Origin of the sequence: Bacillus sp. AFS059628 (assembly GCF_002571225.1) — a bacterium.
Lineage (GTDB): Bacteria > Bacillota > Bacilli > Bacillales > Bacillaceae_G > Bacillus_A.
Window position 1 is genome coordinate 1 of sequence record NZ_NVEC01000113.1, and the last position, 808, is coordinate 808.

Annotated in this window: 1 protein-coding gene; it reads left to right on the forward strand. The window is 45.8% G+C overall.

All coding sequences use genetic code 11. From position 1 onward, the window contains the following. Positions 1–741, forward strand: a 741-nt coding sequence (locus COL05_RS29075) for a Gly-Xaa-Xaa repeat protein (RefSeq protein WP_142337718.1), incomplete at its 5' end; no start/stop codon positions are given. Between the last annotated feature and the right edge of the window lie 67 nt (positions 742–808).

The following is an 808-nucleotide window of genomic DNA, read 5'->3' on the forward strand; positions in this document are numbered from 1 at the left end:
GGCGCTACTGGACCTCAAGGACCTCAAGGCGTTCAAGGTAATACAGGGGCTACCGGCGCTACTGGACCTCAAGGCGTTCAAGGTAATACAGGGGCTACTGGTGCTACCGGACCTCAGGGTATTCAAGGGCCAACGGGCGCTACTGGTATAGGAGTTACAGGACCAACTGGACCTTCTGGTGGGCCTCAGGGACCTACTGGACCTCAGGGACCTCAAGGTAACACGGGCGCTACTGGACCTCAAGGTGTTCAAGGTAACACAGGCGCTACTGGACCTCAAGGTGCTCAAGGGCCAACGGGCGCTACGGGTATAGGAGTTACAGGACCGACCGGGCCGACTGGACCTAGCTTCCCTGTAGCAACAATTGTTGTAACAAACAACATTCAACAAACAGTACTTCAATTTAACAACTTCATTTTTAATACTGCAATTAATGTAAACAACATTATCTTCAACGGCACAGATACAGTTACTGTTATCAACGGTGGTATTTATGTAATTAGCGTATCCATCTCTACAACTGCACCAGGATGTGCTCCACTCGGAGTAGGAATTTCAATAAATGGAGCAGTCGCAACTGACAACTTCTCTTCAAATCTAATAGGCGACTCACTTTCATTTACTACAATCGAAACGTTAAGAGCTGGCGCAAACATTTCTGTCCAATCTACTCTTAATGAGATTACGATCCCTGCAACAGGAAATACTAACATTCGTCTAACTGTATTTAGAATCGCTTAAATTTCACTATTTATCGTTTATGGCAAATAAAAAAAAGAGCGAGAAACTGAACTGCACCCCAATTGTT